This window comes from Agrobacterium sp. T29, assembly GCF_006970545.1.
Taxonomy (GTDB): domain Bacteria; phylum Pseudomonadota; class Alphaproteobacteria; order Rhizobiales; family Rhizobiaceae; genus Agrobacterium; species Agrobacterium leguminum.
The window spans coordinates 890,394-909,230 of sequence record NZ_CP040640.1 but is presented as its reverse complement, the minus strand read 5'-3'; the positions used below and the strand labels follow the sequence as shown (position 1 = coordinate 909,230).

The 18,837-nt window shown below is 59.4% G+C and carries 19 protein-coding genes and 1 pseudogene; 10 read left to right on the top strand and 10 right to left on the bottom strand.

Annotated elements, in window-relative coordinates:
- Nucleotides 1-6 precede the first annotated feature (6 nt).
- From FGF54_RS04660 to FGF54_RS04650, 3 genes are all read right to left on the bottom strand, one after another.
- Entirely contained in the window at nucleotides 7-450 is a 444-nt protein-coding gene (locus FGF54_RS04660) for a TIGR02594 family protein (RefSeq protein ID WP_003521571.1), read from the bottom strand.
- A gap of 113 nt (nucleotides 451-563) precedes the next feature.
- The gene (locus FGF54_RS04655) at nucleotides 564-1,121 is read right to left on the bottom strand and encodes a methylated-DNA--[protein]-cysteine S-methyltransferase (RefSeq protein ID WP_142779051.1); all 558 of its coding nucleotides are present in this window, start codon (nucleotides 1,119-1,121) and stop codon (nucleotides 564-566) included.
- Between the two features lie 135 nt (nucleotides 1,122-1,256).
- Entirely contained in the window at nucleotides 1,257-1,526 is a 270-nt protein-coding gene (locus tag FGF54_RS04650) for a DUF982 domain-containing protein (RefSeq protein WP_003521573.1), read from the bottom strand.
- A 189-nt stretch (nucleotides 1,527-1,715) separates the two neighbouring features.
- Between FGF54_RS04650 and FGF54_RS04645 the strand changes: the two genes are divergently transcribed.
- The 4 genes from FGF54_RS04645 to sseA all read left to right on the top strand — a co-directional run bounded on the left by FGF54_RS04645 (nucleotide 1,716) and on the right by sseA (nucleotide 6,503).
- Entirely contained in the window at nucleotides 1,716-3,155 is a 1,440-nt protein-coding gene (locus FGF54_RS04645) for a deoxyribodipyrimidine photo-lyase (RefSeq protein WP_142779050.1), read from the top strand.
- A gap of 122 nt (nucleotides 3,156-3,277) precedes the next feature.
- On the top strand, nucleotides 3,278-4,315 hold the full coding sequence (locus tag FGF54_RS04640) for a cysteine synthase A (protein WP_020810800.1): 1,038 nt from the start codon (nucleotides 3,278-3,280) through the stop codon (nucleotides 4,313-4,315).
- A 12-nt stretch (nucleotides 4,316-4,327) separates the two neighbouring features.
- The gene (locus tag FGF54_RS04635) at nucleotides 4,328-5,065 is read left to right on the top strand and encodes an alanyl-tRNA editing protein (RefSeq protein WP_142779049.1); all 738 of its coding nucleotides are present in this window, start codon (nucleotides 4,328-4,330) and stop codon (nucleotides 5,063-5,065) included.
- Between the two features lie 16 nt (nucleotides 5,066-5,081).
- Nucleotides 5,082-6,503, top strand: coding sequence for a 3-mercaptopyruvate sulfurtransferase (sseA, locus tag FGF54_RS04630; protein WP_142779048.1), 1,422 nt, complete (start codon nucleotides 5,082-5,084; stop codon nucleotides 6,501-6,503).
- Between the two features lie 123 nt (nucleotides 6,504-6,626).
- On the opposite strand, the pseudogene FGF54_RS04625 reads toward sseA, so the two are convergent.
- Nucleotides 6,627-6,839 (bottom strand): annotated as a pseudogene (locus FGF54_RS04625) (DNA-binding protein); the annotation flags it as partial.
- Nucleotides 6,840-6,893: 54 nt separating this feature from the next.
- On the bottom strand, nucleotides 6,894-7,781 hold the full coding sequence (locus tag FGF54_RS04620; RefSeq protein WP_142779046.1) for a DUF4344 domain-containing metallopeptidase: 888 nt from the start codon (nucleotides 7,779-7,781) through the stop codon (nucleotides 6,894-6,896).
- A gap of 164 nt (nucleotides 7,782-7,945) precedes the next feature.
- Here FGF54_RS04620 and FGF54_RS04615 point away from each other — a divergent pair, with 164 nt between their 5' ends.
- From FGF54_RS04615 to FGF54_RS04605, 3 genes are all read left to right on the top strand, one after another.
- Nucleotides 7,946-8,413: a DUF1203 domain-containing protein gene (locus FGF54_RS04615; RefSeq protein ID WP_142779045.1), complete on the top strand. Its 468-nt coding sequence runs from the start codon at nucleotides 7,946-7,948 to the stop codon at nucleotides 8,411-8,413.
- Between the two features lie 97 nt (nucleotides 8,414-8,510).
- On the top strand, nucleotides 8,511-8,846 hold the full coding sequence (locus FGF54_RS04610) for a PilZ domain-containing protein (RefSeq protein WP_003502271.1): 336 nt from the start codon (nucleotides 8,511-8,513) through the stop codon (nucleotides 8,844-8,846).
- A 191-nt stretch (nucleotides 8,847-9,037) separates the two neighbouring features.
- The gene (locus FGF54_RS04605) at nucleotides 9,038-11,026 is read left to right on the top strand and encodes a bifunctional 2',3'-cyclic-nucleotide 2'-phosphodiesterase/3'-nucleotidase (RefSeq protein WP_142779044.1); all 1,989 of its coding nucleotides are present in this window, start codon (nucleotides 9,038-9,040) and stop codon (nucleotides 11,024-11,026) included.
- 172 nt (nucleotides 11,027-11,198) lie between these two features.
- Here FGF54_RS04605 and FGF54_RS04595 read toward each other — a convergent pair whose 3' ends face one another.
- Nucleotides 11,199-11,741: a DUF2087 domain-containing protein gene (locus FGF54_RS04595; protein WP_142779043.1), complete on the bottom strand. Its 543-nt coding sequence runs from the start codon at nucleotides 11,739-11,741 to the stop codon at nucleotides 11,199-11,201.
- A gap of 279 nt (nucleotides 11,742-12,020) precedes the next feature.
- The gene (locus FGF54_RS04590; protein ID WP_142779042.1) at nucleotides 12,021-12,989 is read right to left on the bottom strand and encodes a LysR family transcriptional regulator; all 969 of its coding nucleotides are present in this window, start codon (nucleotides 12,987-12,989) and stop codon (nucleotides 12,021-12,023) included.
- Between the two features lie 149 nt (nucleotides 12,990-13,138).
- Between FGF54_RS04590 and FGF54_RS04585 the strand changes: the two genes are divergently transcribed.
- The gene (locus tag FGF54_RS04585) at nucleotides 13,139-13,756 is read left to right on the top strand and encodes an FMN-dependent NADH-azoreductase (RefSeq protein WP_080856228.1); all 618 of its coding nucleotides are present in this window, start codon (nucleotides 13,139-13,141) and stop codon (nucleotides 13,754-13,756) included.
- A gap of 43 nt (nucleotides 13,757-13,799) precedes the next feature.
- Here the strand turns inward: FGF54_RS04585 and FGF54_RS04580 are convergent, their stop codons facing one another.
- The 3 genes from FGF54_RS04580 to ilvA form a co-directional block, all read right to left on the bottom strand.
- Nucleotides 13,800-15,065: a diguanylate cyclase gene (locus FGF54_RS04580; RefSeq protein WP_142779041.1), complete on the bottom strand. Its 1,266-nt coding sequence runs from the start codon at nucleotides 15,063-15,065 to the stop codon at nucleotides 13,800-13,802.
- A gap of 117 nt (nucleotides 15,066-15,182) precedes the next feature.
- Nucleotides 15,183-15,494 (bottom strand): HlyU family transcriptional regulator, encoded by a 312-nt coding sequence (locus tag FGF54_RS04575; protein ID WP_020811123.1) that lies wholly within the window; start codon nucleotides 15,492-15,494, stop codon nucleotides 15,183-15,185.
- A gap of 70 nt (nucleotides 15,495-15,564) precedes the next feature.
- The gene (gene ilvA / locus FGF54_RS04570) at nucleotides 15,565-16,839 is read right to left on the bottom strand and encodes a threonine ammonia-lyase (RefSeq protein WP_020811122.1); all 1,275 of its coding nucleotides are present in this window, start codon (nucleotides 16,837-16,839) and stop codon (nucleotides 15,565-15,567) included.
- A gap of 80 nt (nucleotides 16,840-16,919) precedes the next feature.
- Here ilvA and FGF54_RS04565 point away from each other — a divergent pair, with 80 nt between their 5' ends.
- Nucleotides 16,920-18,377, top strand: a complete 1,458-nt coding sequence (locus FGF54_RS04565; protein ID WP_020811121.1) for a TrkH family potassium uptake protein — start codon at nucleotides 16,920-16,922, stop codon at nucleotides 18,375-18,377.
- 106 nt (nucleotides 18,378-18,483) lie between these two features.
- Nucleotides 18,484-18,738, top strand: coding sequence for a heavy-metal-associated domain-containing protein (locus tag FGF54_RS04560; RefSeq protein WP_003521591.1), 255 nt, complete (start codon nucleotides 18,484-18,486; stop codon nucleotides 18,736-18,738).
- The last annotated feature ends 99 nt before the right edge of the window (nucleotides 18,739-18,837 follow it).

Sequence of the window (18,837 nt, the reverse complement as noted above, 5' to 3'; positions counted from 1 at the left end):
GGAAACTTATCGGCGGACCGAAACGATGGCCTTGCGGTTGAAGTTCGACACCTGCACCCGGCCGGACTGGTTGCCGCCGAGTATTTGGGCGGTCTTGCCGCTCATGCTCTTCAAAATGCCGGCATGGTAACCACGGCCGTTGCGAATGACGACGACATCGCCGGGCTTTGCCTGACTGACGGGCACGGCATAACCGAAGGATGTCCAGGACTTCGCAAATCCATAGGATTTGGGAGATTGCCGGCCGGCCTTGCTGGCGACCGCATGCAGGAAAAGGCCGCACCATGGGGTACTGCGGGGATTTGCGCCAAGAATGTTCTTGAGGCTCTTGTTGTTCTTGGACTCATGCAGCCCGGTGTATTTTTCTGCCTGGTTCAGCATGCCGGCAGAGGCCGATGCAGCAACTGTAAAAGACAAGGCAACCGATAGAATTAACGCGGATACTCTCAAACGTCTCGCCCTTATGTTAGAGGGCGCCCGTGTATTGTGACAATTTAGCGACAATTTGACGAGAAATGGGCGGAAATCAGACGCCTATTCATGTGCGCTGATCTGTCATTGCTTCAAAACAGGCTGCCCTGCGCCTCGTCAGTGCGGCTGCGTCCGGCATTTTCGAGATCCAGCATACGCAATTTGGTGGTGGTTCCGCCCGGTGCGGAGAAGCCGCCAAGCCTGCCGCCGGCGGCGAGAACCCGGTGGCAGGGAATGATCAGCGGCACCGGATTTTTCGCCATGGCCTGACCGACATCGCGGGCTTTTTCCATGCTAAGACCGAGGGTTTTTACGATGCCGCCATAGGTCGTCGTGTCGCCCCAGCCGATCTGCCGCGCAACGGCGTAAACATCGAGGAAAAAGCGCTCCTGCCCGGCGAGATCGAGTTCGACGGCGGTAAAATCGATCTCCTCGCCGCCGAAATAACGGGTGATCATCGCAATCACCTCACGCGTGCGTGTTTCGGGAACGGCGATGGAGGCGGATAGCAGGCGCTTCTGGAGAAGTTTTTCGGTCTCGCCGGCGTCAGAGCCGGGCAATTGCAGACGCACAATGCCCCGCCCCGCCCATGCAAGGCCGCAATGGCCGAGGGCTGTGGGAAAAACAATATAGCCGTAGTGGTTGCTCATTGCCGTCGCTCATCCGCTTTTTCGCATGCACGATGCCATATCCCGCATTCGAAACAACCCGTTTCCTGCTCCTCAACAAACAAGGCCACCCGTTTTTGGCGGGTGGCCTTATAGGCATCAGTTCCGAAAATCCGTTCAGGACGCGATTTTGCCCGGTTCTTCCACAAGGCACTGCGCCTGCCGGCTGGCGGCAACGAAGGCCGTGCGGGCAATTTCCCCCGCCACGTCGCCCATCAGCGAGGCGCGGCACAGGCGCAGCGCCTGTTCATGCACCTTGTCGCCACGCTCAGGCCATTCGTGCTGGAGAAAATCGAAGGCTTCGTAAACGCCATTGAAAATCCGGGGAGCACCGTTTTCAAGGGAGATGGTAACGGGCTTTTCCCACTTCACGTCATTCAGCAACATTGATTGCACTTCCATGCTCTATTAACCCGCGACAAACGCCGGCTCCTCCAGTTGGTTCCCTTTATCAGCGGTTTCAAGGGCGAAAAAATAACCCTCGAAAAACCATGCGCCTCCATCTTTCCATTCTAGCCGATTTGCGGAACAAAGCGTTTCAACACTCGTTCAAGCGGAAGTGAACCGGGTCCTTTCATGCCGACAACAGCCTCCCCCGCCATCGTCTGGTTCCGCAAGGACCTGCGCCTTTCGGACAACCTCGCCCTGCTCGCCGCCGTGGAGCATGGCGGCCCCGTCATCCCCGTCTATATCAGGGAAAAATCATGTGGCCCGCTGGGCGGCGCACAGGAATGGTGGCTTCATCACTCCCTAACGTCCCTCGCCGCCGCACTCGAGAAAATCGGCAGTCGCCTCGTGTTTCTCAGCGGCGATGCCGGCGAGACGTTGCGCCATCTGATATCGGAAACCGGTGCGGCGGCGGTATTCTGGAACCGCCGATACGATCCCGCCGGTATGGCGACGGACAAGGCGCTGAAACAGACGCTTCGGGATGACGGTGTGACCGTTTACAGCTTTTCCGGCCATCTGCTGCATGAGCCATCGAGGCTGCAGACGAAATCCGGCGGTCCCTACCGGGTCTATACGCCCTTCTGGCGGGCGCTGGAGGGCGGCGAGGAGCCGCATGCGCCGGCGGATGCGCCGAAGGGTCTGAAGGCGCCGAAGACGTGGCCGAAATCGGAAAAGCCTGGCGATTGGAAACTGTTACCCACCAAGCCGGACTGGGCGAAACACTTCAGCGACATATGGTCTCCCGGCGAAGGCGGGGCGCGGGAAAAACTTGACGATTTCATCGATGGCGCTTTGAAGGGTTATGAAGAAGGCCGCGACTTTCCGGCAAAGGACGCCACCTCTTTGCTTTCGCCGCATCTGGCGTCCGGCGAAATATCGCCTTCTACCGTCTGGCACGCGACGAAGGGGCTTTCCCGCCACATCGCCTCAAACGATATCAGCCGTTTTCGCAAGGAAATCGTCTGGCGCGAATTCTGCTATCACCTGCTGTTTCATTTTCCCGAACTCGACGAAAAGAACTGGAACGACAGTTTCGACGCCTTCGGCTGGCGAGACGATGAAAAATCCTTCGCGGCGTGGACCCGCGGGATGACGGGATATCCGATCGTCGATGCCGGCATGCGGCAATTGTGGAAACACGGCACCATGCACAACCGGGTGCGCATGATCGTGGCCTCCTTCCTCATCAAACATCTGCTGATCGACTGGCGGAAGGGCGAGAAATGGTTCCGCGACACGCTTGTCGATGCGGACCCGGCCTCCAACGCCGCCAACTGGCAATGGGTGGCGGGTTCAGGCGCGGACGCCTCGCCGTTTTTCCGCATATTCAACCCCATATTGCAGGGCGAAAAATTCGACGCCGATGGCGATTATGTGTGCCGTTTCGTGCCGGAACTGGAAAAGCTCGAACGGAAATATATCCACAAGCCATTCGAAGCGCCGAAAGAGGCGCTGAAGAAGGCCGGCATCGAACTTGGCAAGACCTATCCGCTGCCGATTGTGGACCATGGAAAAGCGCGGGAAAGAGCGCTTGCGGCCTATGCCGACGTCAAGAAGAACGCATAAAATTGGGTATCGGCAAAATTTTGCGTGGCTAAGCCAAAGCCGGGAAGATAATTTCTTGCCTTGAAGCGGTTGTAACGGGACATAACGGCACCTAATTTCCGCTCAGACAAGAAGGCTCAATCATGACCATTCACTCCTCTGCGCTCAGTGCTATCGGCAACACGCCGCTCATCCGTCTGAAAGCTGCCTCTGAAGCGACGGGGTGTGAAATCCTCGGCAAGGCGGAATTCCTCAATCCCGGTCAGTCGGTGAAGGATCGTGCGGCGCTCTATATCATCCGCGACGCCGAGCGGCGCGGTCAATTGCGGCCGGGCGGCACCATTGTGGAGGGTACTGCGGGCAATACCGGCATCGGTCTTTCGCTGGTCGCCAATGCGCTGGGCTACAAGACGGTCATCGTCATTCCCGAGACGCAGAGCCAGGAAAAGAAGGACGCGCTGAAGCTTCTCGGCGCCAAGCTGGTCGAAGTTCCGGCAGCCCCCTATTCCAACCCGAACAATTACGTGAAGGTTTCCGGCCGGCTGGCAAAACAGCTTGCCGCGACGGATGAGAACGGCGCGATCTGGGCCAACCAGTTCGACAATATCGCCAACCGTCAGGCCCATATCGAAACGACGGCCCCCGAAATCTGGGACCAGACGGATGGCAAGGTCGATGGCTTCATCTGCTCGGTCGGTTCCGGCGGGACGCTTGCGGGCGTGGCCGATGGCCTTCGCGATTTCAACCCCGACATCAAGATCGGCCTTGCCGATCCCGAGGGTGCGGCTCTCTATGAATTTTACAAGCACGGCGTGCTGAAATCCGAAGGCTCGTCCATCACCGAGGGCATCGGACAGGGGCGCATCACCGCCAATCTGGAAGGTTTTACGCCTGACTTCTCCTATCGCGTCTCCGATGCGGAAGCGCTGCCGGTTCTGTTCGATCTGGTGACAAAGGAAGGGCTTTGCCTTGGCGGCTCCTCCGGCATCAATATTGCCGGCGCAATCCGCCTTGCCCGCGAGCTCGGTCCGGGGCATACAATCGTGACGATACTGTGCGACTACGGCAATCGTTATCAGTCGAAGCTTTTCAATCCGGATTTCCTGCGTTCCAAGGGACTTCCGATCCCACAGTGGCTGGCGACGAAAAGCGAGATTGCGGTTCCGTACGAAACCGTTTGAGGACATGCCGAAATGCCTGTGAATGCCCTGTTCCGTGACGATTTTTATCTTTCCACCGCAGAAGCGATCGTCACGGCGGTGCATGAGGATGGCGGCATAGAGCTGGACCAGACCTGCTTTTACGCCACCTCCGGCGGCCAGCCGGGCGATAGCGGCTTTCTCGAGCGGGCCGATGGTTCGCGCATCGAACTCGGCATCACCAAAAACGGTGCCGACAAGAGCGTGATTATCCATGTGCCGCTCGAAGGCCAGCCTTCCCCCGAGATCGGCGAAAAACTTACCCTGCATGTGGACTGGCCGCGTCGTTACAAGCTGATGCGCATGCACACCGCCTGCCACCTGCTCTCCGTTGTCTGCCAGTGGCCGATCACCGGCGCTGCGGTCGGCGAGGACGAATCGCGCGTCGATTTCGACATGTCCGAGACCATCGACAAGGACGAGGTGACGGCAAAACTGATGGAGCTGGTGAAAGCCAACCATCCCGTCTTCCTGCAATGGATCACCGACGAGGAATTGCAGGCCAATCCGGGCATCGTCAAATCCAAGAATGTGCGCCCGCCAATGGGCCTTGGCCGGGTCAGCCTCGTCTGCATCGGCGAAAATTCCAGCATCGACAGCCAGCCCTGCGGCGGCACCCATGTTTCCGAAACGCAGGAAGTGGGCGATATTCACATTGCCAAGATAGAAAAGAAGGGCAAGGAGAACAGGCGGTTTCGCATTCGTTTCGGCGCGCCTGAAGCTGTTGCCTGAGATTGGGAGAAACATCGTGAGCACGGATAAGAGCCGTTTCGTCGTTTCGGCGGACTGGGTGGAAAAGCAGCTCGGCACGGCCGGGTTTCGTGTCGTTGATGCCTCCTGGTATCTGCCGGCGCACAAGCGCAACGGTGCGGAAGAATTCGCAGCCGGCCATCTGCCCGGCGCCGTGTTCTTCGATCAGGACAAGATCGCCGATCACACGACCGGCCTGCCGCATTCCCTGCCCTCGCCGGAATTTTTCGCGGAACAGGCCGGCGCGCTCGGCCTCAGCGACACCGATACGATCGTGGTCTATGACGGCCCCGGCTTCTTTTCCGCGCCGCGCGTGTGGTGGATGCTGCGGGTGATGGGCGTGCGCAAGGCCTATGTGCTGGATGGCGGCCTCGATGGCTGGAAACGCGAAGGCCGGCCGCTCGAAACCGGTACGCCGGAAATCGAACCGGCAACCTTTACGCCTGATTTCAACGAAAAGCGCGTAACCTCGCTTGGCGCGATGCGCGGCATCGTCGACAGCGGCGAAAAACAGATTGCCGATGCCCGTGGCGCCGGACGCTTTACCGGCGACGAGGCCGAGCCGCGTGCCGGCATGCGCTCCGGCCATATGCCCGGCGCGCGCAGCCTGCCCGCGACGGCCTTTTCCGAAAACGGCCACTTCAAGGACCTCACCGCCATCCGCAAGATGGTGACCGATGCCGGTATCGATCTTTCGAAGCCCGTCGTCACCAGTTGCGGCTCGGGCGTCACCGCCGCCGTCATTACGCTGGCGCTGGAATCGCTCGGTCACAAGGATAATTCGCTTTACGACGGCTCATGGTCGGAATGGGGCGGATTGCAGGATACGCCGGTGGTTACCGGTCCGGCGGATGCAATCCCCACATTGTCGCACGGACCGCTGAAGGCGCATGTGACGCAGCTGGAAATGACGGCTCCGCCGAAGGTCAGCCTGCCGATCCCCGTGAACATCCAGACGGCGCTGATGCGGGTCAACAATATTCCCCTGCATTTCTACCGCTATCTTTACTGGCGGGTGGGGAAACGCTGGCACTGGCAGAAGCGCATGCGCATGAGCGATGCGGAGCTTTCTGCCATCCTGCGCGATCCGAAAAACAGCGTTACGGTTCTTTATATGAACGGTGCGCCCGCCGGTTTCTTCGAACTGAACAAGGCGAGCGACGAGGTAACCGAGCTGTCCTATTTCGGGCTGCTCGAAGAAGCGATCGGCGCAGGCGTCGGCAAGTGGTTCCTGTTACAGGCGCTTTACGCCGCCTGGCAGGACAATCCGCAACGGGTGACGGTGACCACCAACACGCTCGACCATCCGCGCGCGCTGCAGCTTTACCAGATGATGGGCTTTTCGCCCGTCGGTACCTATGAGGCCTGGGTGGAGCCGCTTGCCGATACCGAGCTTCTGGAGATATCGCTGCGCAACTGAGTAGCGCCATCGAGAGCAACGCGTGCCATTCTCCGATAAGGAGTGTCTGGTCCCCACTCCCTCATTCCTGTGCTCGTCACAGGAATCCAGTCAGCCCAAGTCCTTGGGCTGAAAAGGACTCTCGCCGATATTTTCGAAGCTCTTTTCGGAAAAATCCTCGTCCGTCCCGGTCGAGCCGCCTTGCTTGCCGAACATGCGATGAAAGGTGCGGGTCTTGAAGGCCCATTGGTGCAGCTCTTCGCCGTTCACACCCAGCGGGTTCTGCAGGCTCTGGTCTGGGCCCGCGCCGTATCCGTCAAGCGAGATGGCGAAATTGCGAACGACAACCTTTGGCACGGCACTCTCCTCCCATATCGGGAAGCCAGATTGCCAGCGTCCGGCAATCCGGCTTCAGATTTCCCGTTCCAGATTAGCGGCGGCGGTCGGGATTTGCCCGCCGGCAGCGCCCTTGTCTTCCGTGACGGTGTTCAGCAGATGATCGGCAATCAGTTCCGCCTGGAACTTGCCGAGTTCATAGCAATAGGTGATCTCGCGCTTTTCCGCCGACCAGTAGACGTCGGGACGGCCGCAGGACTTGGCGGTCAGCTTGACGTCCCCCTTCAAGCCATAGCCGCTAAAACTGCGGCTGATGAGATCGAGAACCTTCGATTCCTTGATCATGATGGCGTAGGGCTCAAGCTCCGGGTCGCGCGGCGGCACGTAGCTGACGGAAAATCTGGAAGGCGTCTGACTGCGGTGGGGGCTCAGAAAATTCTCCCAGGCCGAAGCAACGCCCGGATAGGCGGCGGCGCATTTGTCGAATTCGGCATTGTTGAGCCCCATCATGGCGGCCAGATCGCCATAACCGTCCTTGTCACGGCCGACCATCAGGCAGGCCATGTTGCGATCGCGGCTCCTGTCGGGCACCAGCGCGGAGAAGACCGGGGCTTCGTGCTCAGGCAAGGTCTCCGCCTCACGCGCCAGATACCAGCTGTCCGTGGCATTGACGAGCGCGGTGTCGAGCCATTCCTCGTTGGCCTGGAGGATGAGTGTGCCAGCCAGTTGATCGGCCGGCGCCTGCACACTTGCCGTGTCCGCCGTTCCGAAATCCGAGATCAGCATGCGCGCGCCCTCATGATAAAGCGAGAAGATCGCATTGCCGATGACGAAATTGACCGCCTGCTGAAGCTGTTCGTCGGACAGGCCATCGAGACCGGAGGCGACCTGTGCCTCGGCCTCAAGCGGAGCCGTCAACGAAACGAAAGCCAGCGGAACGGCGGCCAGAAAACGACGGAACATAAAATCAGACCTTCCGGGAACGAGGAGCGTCACTGATTCCCGAAGCTAACGAGTCACGCAATGGGCTGGTTGCATCGCCTGTCAAGAATCGGGTGGATAGTGATCCGTTTCGGGACCATAGCTGCAAAGAAGCAACGCCGATCCCAACCCAGGAGCTCTCCGCCATGACCGATCTCGTTTTCACTGCAATGCCGGCTAAGGAAGCCGAAGCCTACCGGGCGGGAGCCGCCGACGCCTATGGCAATCCGCCGGAGAAAGCCGTTTCTCCGGGCGGCATGCCCTGCCGCCACTGCCTTTGTCAGATCGGGGAAGGCGAAGGGATGCTGATCCTCGCCTACCGGCCCTTTCCCTCGCTGCAGCCCTATGCGGAAACGGGCCCGGTGTTTCTGCATGCCGACGCCTGTGAGCGCTACCCGCAGACGCAGGCCATTCCGCCGATGCTGAACAGCCCGGATTATATCGTGCGCGGTTATGGAGCCGATGACCGTATCGTCTACGGCACCGGCGCGGTGACGGCGACAGGCGAGATCGTTTCGCGCGCGCGGCACCTTCTGGAGCGCGCGGATGTCGCTTATGTACATGTGCGCTCCGCCCGCAATAATTGCTATCAGTGCCGTATCGACACAGCATAATCGGCAATTACATGCAATTTTAAGAGAAGAACTAAACGGCTCTCAAGTTTTCCGCGCCATGATGCAGGTATCGGAAACAATTGATTTGAGCAGCGAAATGACAAACAACCTCAATATGGCGACACGGACCGCGCCCCGCAGCAAGACCAGGATTTTTGCGACCGTGCATTATTTCAGCCAGTCGACCAGAGGGCGTGTGGTCGATCTTTCCGCCACCGGAATGGCGCTCGAGCTGGACGGGCCTTTCGCCGCGGCCAAGGGCAGCCGGGTCAAGGTGCAGAGTGAGGATCTGGGCTTCATCGAGGGCGTCGTGCAATGGCAGCACATGAACCGCCTCGGCCTGCAGCTCAAGCTTTCCACCAACACGCTGGCGCAGCTCTCCTCCTATTTCCGCTTCTTCCACGAAGAAGTGAAACCGACCCTCGCCCGCTGATCCTGAGCGCAGCAACGTGCATTCTCCGGTGCGGCGACACCTGCGCCGCACTTCCGTGATAAAAAATTTATCAAACGGTTGAAAACCGGCCCATCTGTCACGGGCCTGTCATTTTGGTGATGGACTCCTCTGCGATTGCTTCTACCCTGTCATTTTTCAAGACAGAGCAAGCTTCATCCGAAGGAGTTCCCATGTCGTCGCTTCTCGCTCTCCACCCCATTACCCGGCGTTCGCTTCTGGGCGGCATTGCAGCCTCCTCGGTGCTGGTGATGCTGCACCCTTTTGCTGCGCGTGCGGCGGCCAACCAGGCGCATCTGCGCATCATGGAAACGACCGATATCCATGTTCACGTCTTTCCCTATGATTATTACGCCGACAAGCCGAACGACACGATGGGACTGGCGCGCACCGCCTCGATCATAGACACCATCCGCGCCGAAGCGGGAAACTCGATGCTGGTGGACAATGGCGACTTCCTGCAGGGCAACCCGCTCGGCGACTATATCGCCTATGAGCGCGGCATGAAGGCCGGCGACAAGCACCCCGTGATCAACGCCATGAACGTGCTGGGTTACGATTGCGGCACGCTCGGCAACCACGAATTCAATTACGGTCTCGACTATATGTCGAACACGCTGGCGGGTGCGGGTTTCCCTTACGTCTGCGCCAACCTCACCAAGGGCCAGCTTGCTTCCGATCCGAAGAACGACGAACTGTTCTTCAAGCCCTATGTCATTCTGGAAAAGCAGATCCGCGACGGCGGCGGCGTGACGAGCCCGGTCAAGGTCGGCATCATCGGCTTCGTGCCGCCGCAGATCATGATGTGGGATTCCAAGAACCTCGAAGGCAAGGCGCAGACGCGCGATATCGTCGAGGCGGCGAAAGCCTGGGTTCCGGTCATGAAAGAGGAAGGGGCGGATATCGTCATCGCCCTTTCCCATTCGGGTATCGACGGCAAGGGCCAGACCGAGCGCATGGAAAACGCCTCGCTTTATCTGGCAGGTGTCGAAGGCATCGACGCGATCTTCACCGGCCACCAGCATCTGGTCTTCCCCGGTCCGAAGACCTGGGACGGCATCGAGGGTGCGGATGCCGTCAAGGGCACGCTGATGGGCAAGCCGGCGGTCATGGCCGGTTTCTGGGGCTCGCATATGGGCCTTATCGACCTGCTGCTCGAAAAGGACGGCAAGAGCTGGAAGATCGTCGACTTCACCTCCGAAGCCCGGCCGATCTACCACCGCGACGAAAACCGCAAGGTCGTCGCCGATTTCACCGACAAGGCGGAAGTCCTCGCCGCCGCCAAGACCGATCACGAGGCTGCCCTTGCCTATGTGCGCCGTCCCGTCGGCAAGACCTCCGCACCGCTCTATTCCTATTTCGCGCTGGTGGCCGACGACCCTTCCGTGCAGATCGTCTCCAATGCCCAGACCTGGTACATCAAAGACATGCTGAAGGAAGGGCAATATAAGGATCTGCCCGTGCTTTCGGCAGCAGCCCCCTTCAAGTCCGGCGGCCGCGGCGGTGCGGATTATTATACCGATGTCCCCGCCGGTGACATCGCCATCAAGAATGTCGCCGATCTTTACCTCTACCCCAACACGGTGCAGGCGGTGCTGATCAACGGCGCGCAGGTGAAGAACTGGCTGGAAATGTCGGCGGGCATGTTCAATACGGTCGAGGCCGGCGCAAAGGATGCGCCGCTGCTGAATGCGGACTTCCCGTCCTATAATTTCGATGTCATCGACGGTGTCACCTATCAGATCGACATTTCCAAACCGGCGAAATTCGACAAGGACGGCAAGGCGGTCAACCCGGACAGCAACCGCATCGTCAACCTGCAATTTGAAGGCAAGCCGATCGATCCCGAGCAGAAATTCGTGGTGGCGACCAATAATTACCGGGCGAGCGGCGGCGGCAAATTCCCCGATATCGCCGGCGACAAGGTGATCTTCGTGGCCCCCGATACCAACCGCGACGTCATCGTGCGCTATATCATCGATCAGGGCACCATCAACCCGTCTGCGGATGCGAACTGGTCCTTTGCGCCGGTGGCCAATACCACGGCGATCTTCGAGACCGGCCCCAAAGGCCGCCACTATGCGGCCGATATCAAGGGCGCAAAGATCGAGGATGCCGGCGACGGCGCGGAAGGTTTCGCGAAGTTCCGTCTGGTTCTTTGAGGGCTGCGGCCTTTCGACTGTTGGCGGCAGGGTGAAGCTCTGCCGTCATCCTTGGGCTTGTCCCAAGGATCTAACCACGTCAACAAAATAAATCTGTAGCAGATCCTCGGGACGAGCCCGAGGATAACGTCGAGTTTGATGGAAACTATCGGCAATACCGAGGGCTATCGCCTCAACCGCGCCCACCGAGCGCTCGCAGCAGAAGCGGCAGTTCCAATGGCGGTTTCTGCTCGATGCGCCGATAATCGCTGCCGTCACGGTTACGGCGGATGAGCTTGAGGCCGACCATGTCGCGCCTCAGCATGGCCGCATCCCCGAACAGGTGCAGCCTATCCAGAAAGCTGCTGAATTCGCGCTCTGAAAAGCTCCGCCCGGCGGGAATTTTCGCCCATAGATACCAGAGGCACAGTTCCTGCTGGGAGCGGCGGGCCGGCCATTGCATCAGCCGGCCGGCAGCGTCGAAGACACGAACGGTCTTCAGCACCCTGCCCTCATTAGCTGCCGGCAGCATATCTGGCCGGGATGGTCCGCTGTCATCGGATGGCTCGCGCGAGGCTCGCAAATGCTGGAAATTTCGGAACCCGGCAGCGCGGCTCAGAAGATTGAGCATCTCCACATGGCTTGGCTTTCGGTCCAGCCTGCCGATCTGTTCGCGGACGGATTTGGCGAAAGTCGAGAGGTCGGCGATATCAATGGAAAGGATCGAACGTGGCATGACTTACCCTCAAGTGCCATTCCGAAAAGGTGTCGCTGATCGCCGGCTTCCGACATGGCACGGGATAAGTGCTGTCAAACTTTAAAAATGCAGGTTTAGCTTCCCTTGCGGGACGGCGATGCCTCGGTGAACTGCTGACCGTGATTTAGGTATAGGCAGGCGACCCGCCCACGTCAATTGGCCTTGCTGGCATAGCGCCGAGGTTGCCGCGCGTTTCTTCTCCCCACCGGGGAGAAGAAACGAGCAGGCCCCGCTCGGTCCAGATATAATTAGCCAATGTCACTCAGCGGCGACAGAAATGGTCCTCTGCTTTTGCGCCGCAAGCATCCCGTTGAAATCCTTATGGTTCGGGCAGGCAGAGAGGCGTTGCTGAAATGCTTCGGCAAGCCATTGGCCGGCAGGGCCGGCGGGTGAATCGACCCGCCGCAGCGCAAAGAGCGGATATTCGCCCTGTTCATAGGCCTCGAGTTCAAGCGCCTTGAGGCTGCCATTGGTGATGTCGTTACGGACGATCGATGCGGGCAGGCCGCCCCAACCCAGACCGCCCTTGATGAGCTGGTACTTTGTGGCGATATCGCTGACCCGCCATGTCTTGTAGGAAAGAACATTGAAATCGCGGCCCTTGGTCAGGCCGGATGCATCGGTGACGACAAGCTGAACCTCCTCGCGCACATCGGCAAGGCCCAGCGGCCGCTCGATCTGCGCCAGCGGGTGATCCGACGCGACGACCGGCAACATGAAGGAATGGCCGACCTTTTCGACGACGAGTTCATCGTCCTGACGCAGCATCGCCCCGCCAATGCCGATACCGGCCTTGCGGGAGAGCACCATCTCCATGACCATGCCCAGCTCGCCGACATTGAGGCTGAGGGTGACGGTTGGGAATTGCTGGCGAAAATCCCGCAACACGGCCACCATGGCCTCCGCCGGCACCATGGTGCTGATGGCGACCGAGAGTTCCGCCTCAAGCCCCTGCTTCAACCCCTTGGCGCGGGCGCGCATCTCCTGCAGGCCGGCGACGATGCGCCTTGCATCCTCCAGCATGGCGCGGCCTTCATCCGTCAGCTTCGGCTGGCGCACGCCGCTGCGCTCGAACAGCGTCACTTCAAGCTGCGCCTCGAGATTGGCGATGGTGTAGCTGACCACCGACTGGGCACGATTGAGCGCCCGTGACGCGGCGGAAAAACTGCCGGTCTCGGCAACCGTCAAAAACACCTGCAATTGATCGAGCGTCGGGTTCGCGTCCATGTCCCATCCATTTCATCGATAGATTGCTTCCACATTATCACAGTTTTCTTGATGGCAGTAATTTTTCATATAGAGCGCAAAGGAAGGGCATCGTGCTCTCCCGCCCTCCCAAGGCGCCCGTCAATTCATCGCATATGCAAGGAAAGACCATGTCCAACATTCTTCTCATCACCTCCAGCCCGCGTGGCGACGAATCGGTTTCGAACAAGTTTGCCGGTGAACTCGCCAGCAAGCTGAAGGCCAAGTCGGCTTCCAACACCCTTGTCCATCGCGATCTCGCTGCTGACCCGATCCCGCATCTCGACACCGTCAAGACCGCCGCCATCCGCAAGGCGCCCGACCAGCGCACCGCCGAAGAAGCGGTTGCCGCCGATTATTCCGACAAGCTGGTGACAGAGCTTCTGGCCGCCGACACCGTCGTCATCGGCACCGGCCTCATCAATTTCAACATTTATTCCGGCCTGAAGTCGTGGATCGACAATGTCGCCCGCGCCGGCCAGACCTTCAAATACACCGAAACCGGCCCGGTCGGCCTCGCCACTGGCAAGAAGGTCTACATCGTTCTGGCCGCTGCCGGCGTTTACTCCGAAGGCCCGGCCGTATCGATGAACCATGCCGTTCCTTACCTGAAGACCGTTCTCGGCTTCATGGGCATGACCGATGTGGAAGTCATCTATGTCGAAGGCCTGGCATTCGGTCCGGAAGCCGTCGAAAAGGCTGTGGCTGCCGCTGAAGCCAAGGTTGCCGAGCTGGCGCAGGCCGCCTGAGGCACATCGAATGTCGGGCTGATGCCGGCCAGGATTGCCGGTATCAGCCGACCCACATTCCGTAACGGCCGTGGACCTGATCCCGGCCGTTATTTTTTGCCGCATAGAGCCGCGCGTCGGCCTCCGACAAGAGCGCGCGGAAAAGCTGTCCATCCTCGAAAGCGGTGGCGACGCCGATGCTGACGGTCAGCGGCGAACCATCCGGCCGCTGCAGGTCCGCAAGGATCGCGGCCCGAAGACTGTCCGAAAATGCCAGCGCCTTTTCATGCGTCATCGCCGGCAGGAGCGCCACGAATTCCTCGCCGCCGAAGCGGTAGAGATGCCCCAGCGGCTGCACGGCGCGCTTCAGGACGGCGGCGAATTCCCGCAAGATCTCATCGCCCTGCAGGTGCCCGAACGTATCGTTGACGGTCTTGAAATGATCGATATCGACAATCAGCACGCTGACCGGCCGCTTTTTCTCAAGGCATTCCACGACGACGGAGGGCGCATCGAGCTCCATGCGGGCGCGGTCCGATACGCCGGTCAGCATATCGCGTCCGGAGCGGGACAGAAGCTCCTCGTAACGTTCCCTGAAAGTGAGATCGTTGAAGACATCGGCAACGCTGCGGCGTGTCAGAAAGCGGCCCTTGGCCGATGTCAGCCAGAGATAGGTGGCAAACAGCAGCGAATAGATGCCGACTGCCGCCATCTTCGCCTTCCAGCCATCGTAAAAGACATCGAGAGGTGCGTTGAACAACAATCGCAGCGCCCCATAAAAACCTGCCTGATCGAAGCTCAGGATAACGACGCCGCAAATCGCGAAGCGCAGCACGATATGGCGCTGCAGATAACGCCCCAGCTTTTCGTAAAACAGGATGATGGCGATGGCGTCGATATAAAGCAGGCTGGTTCCCCAGACCATCAGCACGCCCATCTCATCCAGAAATGCGGTGCTGACCGATTGCCCGGGAACGATCGCCACCGTCTGGTGGAAACGGATGATCTGCGCCATGGCGACGGTCACTATATTGCCGAGAAACAGGCCGTAGATCGGCTGTCGAACGACCGCCGCGTCCTCCCGCATATAGAGCATGAGGATCATCATCAGCTTGCCGGCAAAAAGGATCGAGGAGCCGGGCGACGCCACACCGAAAGGCAGCTGCACGTAAAAGACGGCCGCCAGATAGGTCTCCAGAAAATGCATGACGCCCAGCGCGGTGAGAAAGACACCGATGCCGAGAATATGCCGGTAATGAAGGAATGCCGTCATTACCGAAAAATAGACGATGGCCTCCGTCAGAAAGAGGGCCAGATTTGCCCATTGCATCGGCACATGCCCTATCGATCCATATCGCGCGGGTTGATTGGCGCGACTCCATGCCCTCTAGAGACGATAGGCCGAAGCAAACAACGGAATCTTAATATCCGCGGCAAGAATGCGTCATCATTTTCCTGGGAAAAGCGAAGCGCCGTTCTGGTCGATGATGAGCTTTGCCTTGCGGATCGTGAACTCCACCGCATCGTCCATGCTGGTGAAGACGTCGGCGCGCACGAATTCATGCACCAGCACTTCATCGCCGGCCTTTTTTTCGATGCGGCCCGCCAGGCGGAATTGGCCGCCTTCCTTGATCGGCGTCGCATAGATCAGATAGTCGCCATGCGCATGCGGCTCCGCCTGGGCCGTCTTTTGCGGCGCGTCGGAGGACGGCTGGCCGGAGCCGAATGCCGAGAGGATTTTGGAAAAAAACGATGCCATGGCTTTCACTCCCTCAATCTGTGTCACGTTTGAAGGGCGGAGGCGATCCGCCCTTCCCTGTCTCTTCCGATCAGATGATCAGGTTCGACAGGATGTCGTTTTCGGTGATGTCCTCATAACCGAGACCGGCCGCTTCGAAGCGTTCCAGCAGGCCTGCGAAGTTTTCCTTCGCGCTGGTTTCGATGCCGATCAGGATCGAACCGAAATTGCGGGCCGATTTCTTCAGATATTCGAAACGGGCGATATCGTCATCCGGGCCGAGCAGGTTGAGGAAATCGCGCAGCGCGCCGGGGCGCTGCGGCAGGCGCAGAATGAAGTATTTCTTCACGCCCGTGTAACGCATGGCGCGTTCCTTCACATCCGGAAGGCGCTCGAAATCGAAATTGCCACCGGAAACCACGGCGATGACCGTCTTGCCTTCCAGCCTCTCGCGGCCGAGCTTTTCCAGCGCGGCAATCGCCAGCGCACCGGCCGGCTCCAGCACCACGCCTTCGAGGTTCAGCATCTCGATGATCGTCACGCAGATGGCGTTTTCCGGGATGAGCATGACCTGCTCGGCCGGGAAATCCTTCAGGGCCTTGAAATTCAGGTCGCCAATGCGGGCGACGGCGGCGCCGTCGACGAAATTGTCGACCTTGGTGAGCGTCACCGGTTCGCCGCGTTCAAGGCTTTTCTTCAGGCTCGGCGCCCCTTCCGGCTCGCAGAACACGAAGTTCTCCTTGCGGACCGTGCCGGCGAGAAAGCCCGAAAGACCGGCAGAAAGACCGCCGCCGCCAACGGGCATGACGACGATATCCGGCTTCGTGCCTTCCGGAAGCTGATCCATGATCTCGGCGGCGACCGTCGCCTGGCCTTCGATGATGTCCTCATGGTCGAATGGCGGCACCATGTAGCCGTCATTGTCCTCAACATATTTGCGGGCGGCGGCATAACACTGGTCGAATATATCGCCCACCAGACGGATGCTGATGAATTCGCCGCCGAAGATGCGGGTCTTTTCGATCTTCTGCTGCGGTGTCGTCACCGGCATGAAAACAACGCCGTGAACACCGAAATGACGGCAGGCGAAAGCAAAGCCCTGCGCATGGTTGCCGGCCGAAGCACAGACGAAAACCTTGTTCTTGCCGGCCTTGGCCACCGCCTTGCGCAGGAAGTTGAATGCGCCTCTAATCTTGTAGGAACGAACCGGAGACAGATCCTCACGCTTCAGCCAAATCGACGCGCCATACCGACGGCTGAGATGTTCATTCAACTGCAACGGCGTTTCCGGGAATATTTCCCGCACTTCTCGCCGCGCTGCTTCCACAAGCTGCTTGTCCACGATAGTCAATCCATTGAAATTCATAATGGCACCCGCTATGCCATAGGAAGACGTCCGAGACAAAGACTCATTTCAGCGCGGCAACAAACTCCGGGTTTCATTTCTTGAACAGCAACCTTCTGCGCTCGGTCATATATGTGGCGTCCATCTTCGGGCTTTACATGGCGACGGCCATGTTCCTGCCGGCGCTCACCGATCTTTATTACGGCAATGACGACTGGATGGTGTTTGCGCTGTCGGGTTTCATGTGCGGGGGCTTTGCGCTTGCCTGCGCGCTGGCGACGCGCGGGCCGATTGCGGCCTTCAACAAACGTTTCGGCTTTCTGCTCGTCAACCTGCTCTGGCTGGTGTTTTCCATTGTCGGCGCGGTTCCGCTTTACCTGTCCGAACTCAACCTGACGCTCGGCCAGGCGCTATTCGAATCCGTTTCCGCCATTACGACGACGGGGTCGACAGCCATTGCCGGTCTCGACAACGCGCCGCAGGGCATCCTTCTCTGGCGCTCTCTGCTGTGCTGGCTTGGCGGTATCGGTATCGTGGCGCTCGGCCTCTTCATCCTGCCGCTGCTGCGCGTCGGCGGCATGACCTTCTTCCGCATGGAATCTTCCGACACCGGCAACGACCGGCCTTTCGCGCGGCTGGCGAGCTTTACCCGGGCTTTCGTGGCCATTTACATCATCATGACGCTTGCCTGTACGATCGCTTACGATTTTGCCGGCATGTCGCATTTCGATGCGCTGAACCATGCCATGTCGACGGTCGCGACCGGCGGTTTTTCCACCCACGACGCGTCTTTCGCTTATTTCGACAATACTGCGCTGCTGTGGATCGCCACCATCTTCCTGATCTTCGGCAGCCTGCCCTTCTCGGTCATGATCCTGCTGGCCGTGCGGCGCCGGCTGGAAACGCTGCGCGACCCGCAGATCGCCGTCTTCCTCGGTTATCTCTGTGCGATCTCGATTGCGGTTGGCGTCTACCATCATTTCAGGAACGGCGTGCCGCTGGATGACGCGCTCAGCCATTCCTTCTTCAATATGACCTCGATCCTTTCGACCGGCGGCTTTGCCAGCGACGATTATACGCTCTGGGGGCCTTTCGTCGTCGTCGTCGCCTTTTTCGCAACCTTCATGGGCGGCTGTTCCGGCTCGACGGCGGGCGGTATCAAGGCCTATCGTTTTCTCATCATGTTCAACGTGGTGCGCGCCGGGCTGAAGAAGCTGATCTATCCGAACGCGGTCTATTCGGTGCGTTACGGCCAGCAGGTGGTCGATCCCGATACGATCCGGACGATCTTCCTGTTCGTCAGCTGCTTCATCGCGCTGTGGATCGCCGGCAGCCTTGCCATGAGCCTGATGGGTTACGATTTCCTGACCGCCACCTCGGCCGTTGCGACCTCGCTCGCCAATGTCGGACCCGGCATCGGCCCGATCATCGGCCCGGCAGGCAATTTCTCCACCATCAGCGATCCCGCGCTTTATCTCCTCTCGGTCCTGATGCTGCTCGGACGTCTGGAAATCCTGACGGTTCTGGTGCTGCTGATGCCGATCTTCTGGCGCAGCTGATGTCATGGCACACTTGTTGAGCGCCAGCGAATAAAGCGCTTGACCTTCCCACGTTGGAATAGTCCAGGCTCCTCCTGTTAGAATTCCAAACCATGGAGAACCGCCTATGTGCACCGCTCACCAGCATCACGCCGAAACCACCACGGCACCGGTTGATGCAGACCTTTCTTTTCACGTTGAAGACATGACCTGCGGTCACTGCGCCGGAGTGATCAAGGGCGCGATCGAAAAAACCGTTCCCGGCGCTGCCGTGCATGCCGATCCGGCAAGCCGCACGGTTGTGGTTGGCGGCGTCTCCGATGCGGCACGTATTGCCGAAATCATCACCGCTGCAGGCTATACGCCGGAAGCGCGCGCCTGATCCGAAGAGATACCGGCGGCGCTTCATCCCTGCGGCCGCCGGATCGCCCCACCTGCCCCGCTTCACGCTGCATTATGTGACGGGTTTTGGACGGCATCC